The 7676-nt window shown below is 69.4% G+C and carries 6 protein-coding genes; 3 read left to right on the forward strand and 3 right to left on the reverse strand.

Going from position 1 to position 7676, the window contains the following annotated elements:
* Positions 1-539 (reverse strand): glycosyltransferase (locus ABDW35_RS27225; protein WP_343716992.1); only part of this gene is annotated, 539 nt, incomplete at its 3' end.
* A 185-nt stretch (positions 540-724) separates the two neighbouring features.
* On the opposite strand from ABDW35_RS27225, the gene ABDW35_RS27230 reads away from it, so the two are divergent.
* The 3 genes from ABDW35_RS27230 (at position 725) to ABDW35_RS27240 (ending at position 2250) form a co-directional block, all read left to right on the forward strand.
* Positions 725-1351 carry a 2OG-Fe(II) oxygenase gene (locus ABDW35_RS27230; protein WP_343716993.1) on the forward strand — a complete coding sequence of 209 codons (627 nt, stop codon included), beginning with the start codon at positions 725-727 and terminating at the stop codon, positions 1349-1351.
* A gap of 79 nt (positions 1352-1430) precedes the next feature.
* Positions 1431-1790, forward strand: coding sequence for a hypothetical protein (locus ABDW35_RS27235; protein ID WP_343716994.1), 360 nt, complete (start codon positions 1431-1433; stop codon positions 1788-1790).
* Between the two features lie 85 nt (positions 1791-1875).
* Complete coding sequence (locus tag ABDW35_RS27240) at positions 1876-2250, forward strand: hypothetical protein (RefSeq protein ID WP_343716995.1); 375 nt, start codon at positions 1876-1878, stop codon at positions 2248-2250.
* 7 nt (positions 2251-2257) lie between these two features.
* Here ABDW35_RS27240 and ABDW35_RS27245 read toward each other — a convergent pair whose 3' ends face one another.
* Together ABDW35_RS27245 and rpoC are read right to left on the reverse strand one after the other, a co-directional pair.
* Positions 2258-3409, reverse strand: a complete 1152-nt coding sequence (locus tag ABDW35_RS27245; protein ID WP_343716996.1) for a glycosyltransferase — start codon at positions 3407-3409, stop codon at positions 2258-2260.
* A gap of 253 nt (positions 3410-3662) precedes the next feature.
* Positions 3663-7676 (reverse strand): DNA-directed RNA polymerase subunit beta' (gene rpoC, locus ABDW35_RS27250; RefSeq protein WP_343716997.1); only part of this gene is annotated, 4014 nt, incomplete at its 5' end.

A 7676-nucleotide genomic window follows, 5' to 3' on the forward strand; every position in this document is an offset into this window, starting at 1 on the left:
ATGTTCTCCTTCGCCTCCGGCGGCGGCGCCGGCGCGTCCATGTCGAGGCCGTTATGGACGACGTCGAGCGTGCCCTTGTACCAGGGCGCGTGCTCGCGGAAATGGCGGCGCAGCGCCTCCGACACGAAGACGAAACCGGCAAAGCGGGAGACGGCGGCGCGGTAATGCAGCCGCCACAGCAGCCCCTTGTGGAAGCGGATGAAGTTGTGCCGGAAGTACAGCAGCGGCACCCGCGGCAGTGCCCGGGCCAGGGCCGTGGCGGTCACCCGGTGGGCGTGCACCTCGATCAGCGACGGGTTCAGCGCCGCGATCTGCGGCAGCGCGCGTTTCATCCAGCGGCGGTGCGGCTCGCCCTCCTGCAGCGGGATCGGGTGGAAGCGGATGCCCGGGAACGGTTCGCCCGCATCTTGGCCGACCACGACGATGTCCTGCGCGTAGCGGCTGAAGGTGACGGTGTCGCGCGCATAGAGATCGACCGGGCTGGCGCCGACGGCGCCGAACTTCATCTTGCGGGGCAGGACGATGACGATGGGACCCATGGATACCTCCGGGCGCCTTTATGGCGGGCCGCGGCGGCCGATGCCAGGGTTTCCCCTGCTCTCCCCTGCTCTCCCCGGGGCCCTGCGACCGCGCTGCGAGTTGATCGCAGCCGGCCCCGGGCCTATTCTCCGCTGCGAGACCGCGCGGCGGACCAATGGGTTGGGCCGCGTTTCAGGAGACGGTGATGCTTCGTTACGATGTGCTCGAACGGGCGGCGGTGGACCGGACGCCGTTCCCGCATGTGATTTCCGGGGACGTGCTGCCCGAGGCGCGCCGCGCCGAGCTGGAGAAGGACTTCCCGGACATCCCGATCACCGGCTTCGTGCCGCCGGACGAGTACCCGGCCGGCGCCGCGTTCAAGGAGCTGGTGGCGGACGTCACCAGCAAGGAATTCGCCACCATGCTGGGCGCCAAGTTCGGCCTGGACCTGGCGTCGAAGCCGACCCTGGTGACGGTGCGGAAATGGTCCGAGGCGGCGGCCGGCCGGCCGCACACCGACGGGCCGGACAAGATCGTCACCGCGCTGGTCTACCTCAATCAGGAATGGGCCTCGAACGAGGGCTGCCTGCGCATCCTGACCAGCCAGGACATCAACAGCCCGAACGCCCGCGAAGTGGCGCCGACCTTCGGCAACTTTCTGGCCTTCCAGCGCTCGGACCATTCCTGGCACGGCCACCTGCCGTTCAAGGGCGAACGCCGGGTGCTGCAGATCGCCTGGTGCATCAACGAGGAGGCGATCGCCCGCAAGCGCAAGCGCCACGGCCAGTCCAGCTTCCTGAAGAAGCTGTTCTCCTTCGGCAAGAAGCATTGAGCGACGCGGCCGGCGCCCCATATCGCAGGGGCGCCGGCCCGCTCCGTTCCCGGCCGCGCCATCCGCGGGAGAAGCGGCCATGACCGAGATCCGTGCCATCCCCCTCTGGGCCCTGCTGCTGTCCGGCTGCGCCAATATCGAGCCGCCCTCCGTCACGCCGGATCCCGCGGTGACCGCCAAGGTGAGGACGCTGTCGGACAACGATCCCTGCAGCGATGCCTTCGCCGGGGTGCTGACCGCCTACCGCATCGCGCCGGACCGCCTCTCCGGCTTCGACCTGCCGCCGGTGTCGCGCGACCATCCCGGCCTGCCGCTGCTGCGCCAGGCCTGGTTCAAGCTGTCCGGCGGCGGCAGCCTGGTGCTGGGCTACGACGCGGACCAGTGCCTGGTCACCGACATCACCCCGCGCGACGGGGCGGCGCTGCCCGCGATCGGCTGAAGCCATTGAGGGAGGCGGCCGGCGCCCCATATCCGGTCAGGAAGGGGTGCGCCGCGCGGCGCGCCTCGACCGACGGGAGACGGCCATGCACCCGATCCGAACCCTTGCCGTTGCCGGCTTCGTGCTGACCGGCTGCATCGCCGCGGCGCCGCCCGAGGCCTCGCCCGACCCAGCGCTGACGGCGAAGCTGCGGCAGCTCTCCGACAACGATGCCTGCAGCGACCGCATCGCCGGGGCGCTGACCGCGGCGGGGATCACCGCCGACCGGGTCGCCGGCTACGACCTGGCGCCGGCGGCCACGGCGGGCCGGCGCAGCGGCGGCACCCGGCGGAACCTGCAGCGCCAGGCCTGGCTGAAGATGGCCGGCGGCGGCAACGTCGTTGTGCAGTTCGAGCCGTCGTCGTGCCGCATCGCCATCCTCTACGCGCGCGACGGCGCGGTGCTGCCGACCGCGGGCTGACCCGCCCTCACCGGGCCGCCAGGCGCTCCAGCAGCGGCACCGCCTCTGACGGATCCGGCATGGCGGCGATCTCCTGCGCCATCCGCGCCGCCGCCGCCCGATACGCCAGATCGGCCAGGACGGCCTGGGCCGCTTCCCCCACCATCGCCGGCGAGCAGCCGACCGGGTCGAGCACCCGGGCGATGCCGAGGGCGGCGCAGCGCGCGGCATTGGCCGGCTGGTCGGCCCCGATCGGCAGCAGCACCATCGGCACGCCATGGGCCAGCGCGCCGGTGACGCCGCCCGACCCGGCCTGCGACACCATCAGGCGGCAGCGCGGCAGCAGCAGCGACTGCGGCACATAACGCTCGATCCGGACATGAGCCGGCTGCGGCCCGAGCGAGGCGGGGTCGATCTCCCGCCCGGTGGTGACGACCAGGCTGACCGGCAGGTCGCGCAGCCCCGCTACCACCCGCTCCAGCAGGTCGCCGGATTCGAGGTGGAACACGGTGCCGAGCGTGGCGTAGACGATCGGCCGGTCCGCCGGCAGGGCGTCGAGCCAGGCCGGCACCACCGCCCCACCCTCCTCCGTCGCCGGGCGGATCGGCCGCGCGGTCGCCGGCAGCGGGAAGGCCGGGTCGCGGAAGGCGGGCGGCATCGGCGACAGCACGAGGTGCCGGCGCAGCATCGCCAACTCCGGATCGGGGGCCAGCCCGTGCTCCGCCCGCAGCGCGTCCAGCGGCGCCCGCACCAGCTCGGGCCGGACCAGCGCGCCGGCGGCGATCACCAGCACCGAGGCATGCGGCAGGCCCAGGCGCTCGGCCGCGACCATGGCGCCGAAATCCATCTCGTCGCAGACCAGCAGGTCCGGCCGCCAGCGGCCGCAGAGACCAAGCAGCGCCGCGGCGCGGGCCCGCGCCGTCCGTCCGGCGAAGCCGTCGCGCACCGCCCGGTCCTCCTGGGCCGCGTCATAGGCCAACAGCGGCGTGCGGACCGGGTCCGTGCGCAGCGTTTCGCCGCCGGTGGCGAAGGCGGTGAAGCCGGCAGCCTCGACCGCGCCGGCCATCGCCGGCTGGCCGGCAAAGGCGACCTCATGCCCGGCCGCCCGCACCGCCCGGGCGAGCGGCACCAGCGGCAGGAAATGCCCGCTGCCGCCGGCGAAGCTGAACAGGACGCGCATGCGACCTCCATCCCTCCGTCAGCGAGACCATTCCATATGGCCTCGGTCGTCATTACGAGGAGGCAAGCCGACGAAGCAATCCATCGTCCCGCAAGAGCGGATGCATGGATTGCTTCGCTGCGCTCGCAATGACGGTGTCTGGAATTCGAAAAGGCCTCTCCCCTCCGCCATGCCAGAGAGGGACGGCTCCAGACAAAGAAAAACCCCCTCCGGCGGACCGGAGGGGGTTTTGGCTTGGAACGCTAGGCCCGGATCAGGCCGCCGCCTCGCCCGAGGGCAGGGCCGGCTCGCCGTCCTGCTCCTCGTGCTGCAGCCGCGCCTGGCGGTCGCGCTCGCCGGCGATCTGCCGCAGGCGGTTGACCACCGAGCCGGTGCCGGCCGGGATCAGGCGGCCGACGATGACGTTCTCCTTGAGGCCGGCCAGGTCGTCGACCTTGCCGGAGACCGCCGCCTCGGTGAGGACGCGGGTGGTCTCCTGGAACGAGGCCGCCGAGATGAACGACTTGGTCTGCAGCGAGGCCTTGGTGATGCCCTGGAGCACCGAGACGCCCTTGGCCGGCCGCAGGTTCTCGCGGATCGTCTTCTCGTTCTCTTCCTCGAAGTCCTCGCGGTCGATCTGGTCACCGATCAGCAGGGTGGTGTCGCCCACCTCGGTGATCTCGACCTTCTGCAGCATCTGGCGGACGATCACCTCGATGTGCTTGTCGTTGATCTTCACGCCCTGCAGCCGGTAGACGTCCTGGATCTCATTGACCAGGTAGTCCGCCAGCGCCTCGACGCCGAGGACCGACAGGATGTCGTGCGGCACCGGGTTGCCGTCCAGCAGCTGGTCGCCCTTGAGGACGTAGTCGCCTTCCTGCACCGAGATGTGCTTGCCCTTCGGAATGAGGTATTCGCGCTCGTCGCCCGACTCCTCGTTCCGCACCACGATGCGCCGCTTGGTCTTGTAGTCCTTGCCGAACTCGACCCGGCCATCGAGGTCCGAGATGATGGCGTAGTCCTTCGGCTTGCGGGCCTCGAACAGCTCGGCGACGCGCGGCAAACCACCGGTGATGTCACGCGTCTTCGAGCCTTCGCGCGGGATACGGGCCAGCACGTCGCCGGCCTGCACCTGCGCGCCGTTCTCGACCTGCAGGATGGCGTCGACCGAGAGGAAGTAGCGCGCCTCCAGGCCGTTCGGCAGGCGGATGACCTCGCCCTTCTCGTCGCGCAGGACGATGCGGGGCTTCAGCTGGTCGCCGCGCGGCTGCTGCCGCCAGTCGACCACCACCTTGGCCGAGATGCCGGTCTGCTCGTCGACGACCTCGCGCATCGAGACGCCTTCGACCAGGTCCATATAGGTCGCCGTGCCCGCCTTCTCGGTGATGATCGGCATGGTGTACGGATCCCACTCGGCCATCTTGCGGCCGCGCTCGATCTTCTCGCCGTCATCGACCAGCAGCTTGGCGCCGTAGGGCAGGCGATGGCGCGCCTTTTCGCGGCCCTGCCCGTCGACCAGCTGCAGCTCGCAGTTCCGGCTCATCACCACCAGGACGCCCTGGCCGTTCTTCACCACATTGCGGTTCTTGATCTGGACCGTGGCGTCGAACGCCGCCTCGATCGCCGACTGCTCCGCGCCGCGCTGGGCCGCGCCGCCGATGTGGAACGTCCGCATCGTCAGCTGGGTGCCCGGCTCGCCGATCGACTGCGCTGCGATGACGCCGACGGCCTCGCCGATGTTCACCGTGGTGCCACGGGCCAGGTCGCGGCCATAGCACTTGCCGCAGATGCCGCCCTTGGTCTCGCAGGTCAGGGCCGACCGGATCAGCACCCGGTCGATGCCGGCCACCTCGACCGCCTCGACCAGCGCCTCGTCGATCAGCTCGCCCTGCTTGACCACGACCTCGCCGGTCAGCGGGTGCAGCACCTCCTCGCCGGCGCAGCGGCCGAGGATGCGCTCGCCCAGCGGCACGATCACCTCGCCGCCATCGATGACGGCGCCGGTGGTGATGCCGTTCTTGGTGCCGCAATCCTCCTCGATCACCACGCAATCCTGGGCAACGTCGACCAGGCGGCGGGTGAGGTAGCCGGAGTTCGCAGTCTTCAGCGCGGTGTCGGCCAGGCCCTTGCGGGCGCCGTGCGTCGAGTTGAAGTACTCGAGAACGGTCAGGCCTTCCTTGAAGTTCGAGATGATCGGCGTCTCGATGATCGAGCCGTCCGGCTTCGCCATCAGGCCGCGCATGCCGGCCAGCTGGCGGATCTGCGCGGCGGAACCGCGGGCGCCGGAATGCGCCATCATGTAGACCGAGTTCACCTGCCGGCTCGGGTCGGTGAGGGTGGCCTGGATCTCGGCCATCATCTCACGCGCCACCTCGTCGGTGGTGTTCGACCACACGTCGACCACCTTGTTGTACTTCTCGCCGCGGGTGATCAGGCCGTCGAGATACTGGTTCTCGTACTCCTTCACCAGCTCGGACGCCTTGGCGATCAGCCCTTCCTTCGCCTTCGGGATGACCATGTCGTCCTTGCCGAAGGAGATACCGGCACGGCAGGCATGGGCGAAGCCCAGGCCCATCAGCCGGTCGCAGAAGATCACCGTCTCCTTCTGGCCGCAGTGGCGGTAGACGGTGTCGATGACGTTGGTGACGTCCTTCTTGGTCAGCAGCCGGTTGACCTGGCTGAACGGCACCGCCGGGTGCCGCGGCAGGATCTCGGACAGCAGCATCCGGCCCGGCGTCGTGGTGACGCGCTGGATGATCTCCTGCCCGTTCTCGTCGACCGTCTTGAACCGGGTCTTGATCCGGCTGTGCATGCCGATCACGCCGGCCGCCATCGCCTGCTCCATCTCGCCGATCGAGGCGAAACGGGGCACCTGGTGGGCGGTCAGCTTGCCCGCCTTCAGCTTCTCGAACACCGCCTTGACGTCGGAGGCGTCGACCACCTCCGCCGGCTTGGCCGGGTTCTGCAGGATGATGTCGTCATTCGCGATCGCCGCGGTCAGCGCCTCGATCCCATCGATCGACAGCGCCGGGCCGAGCCGGTCGTTGCGCTCCATCGACAGGTAGTAGATGCCGAGGACGATGTCCTGCGACGGCACGATGATCGGCTTGCCGTTGGCCGGGCTGAGGATGTTGTTGGTCGACATCATCAGCACGCGGGCCTCGAGCTGGGCCTCAAGCGCGAGCGGCACGTGCACGGCCATCTGGTCGCCGTCGAAATCGGCGTTGAAGGCGGTGCAGACCAGCGGGTGCAGCTGGATCGCCTTGCCCTCGATCAGGGTCGGCTCGAAGGCCTGGATGCCCAGGCGGTGCAGCGTCGGGGCGCGGTTCAGCAGGACCGGGTGCTCGCGGATGACCTCCTCGAGGATATCCCAGACCTCCGGCCGCTCCTTCTCCACCATCCGCTTCGCGGCCTTGATGGTGGACGCCATGCCGTACAGTTCAAGCTTGTGGTAGATGAACGGCTTGAACAGCTCGAGCGCCATCTTCTTCGGCAGGCCGCACTGGTGGAGCTTCAGCTCCGGCCCGACGACGATGACCGAACGGCCCGAATAGTCGACGCGCTTGCCGAGCAGGTTCTGGCGGAACCGGCCCTGCTTGCCCTTCAGCATGTCGCTGATCGACTTCAGCGGGCGCTTGTTGGCGCCGGTGATGACGCGGCCGCGGCGGCCGTTGTCGAACAGCGCGTCCACCGCCTCCTGCAGCATGCGCTTCTCGTTGCGCACGATGATGTCGGGCGCGCGCAGCTCGATCAGCCGCTTCAGGCGGTTGTTGCGGTTGATGACGCGGCGGTACAGGTCGTTGAGATCGCTCGTCGCGAAGCGGCCGCCGTCCAGGGGCACAAGGGGCCGCAGCTCCGGCGGGATCACCGGAACGACGTCGAGCACCATCCACTCCGGATGCGAGCCGGATTCCAGGAAGGCGTCGATCAGCTTCAGCCGCTTGACCAGCTTCTTGCGCTTGGCTTCGGAGCCGGTCTCGCGCAGCTCCTCACGGACCTTGACGCGCTCCTCCTCCAGCTCGATGCCCGAGAGCATGCCCTTGAGGGCCTCGGCACCGATCTTGGCGGTGAACGCGTCCTCGCCGTACTCGTCCTGGGCGCGAAGATACTCGTCCTCGGTGAGGAGCTGGTTCTTCTTCAGCGCGGTCAGGCCGGGCTCGACCACCACGAAGCTCTCGAAGTACAGGACCTTCTCGAGATCCTTGAGCGTCATGTCGACCATCAGGCCGATGCGCGACGGCAGCGACTTCAGGAACCAGATGTGGGCGACCGGCGAAGCCAGCTCGAT

It is taken from the genome of Inquilinus sp. (genome assembly GCF_039594555.1).
GTDB lineage: Bacteria > Pseudomonadota > Alphaproteobacteria > DSM-16000 > Inquilinaceae > Inquilinus.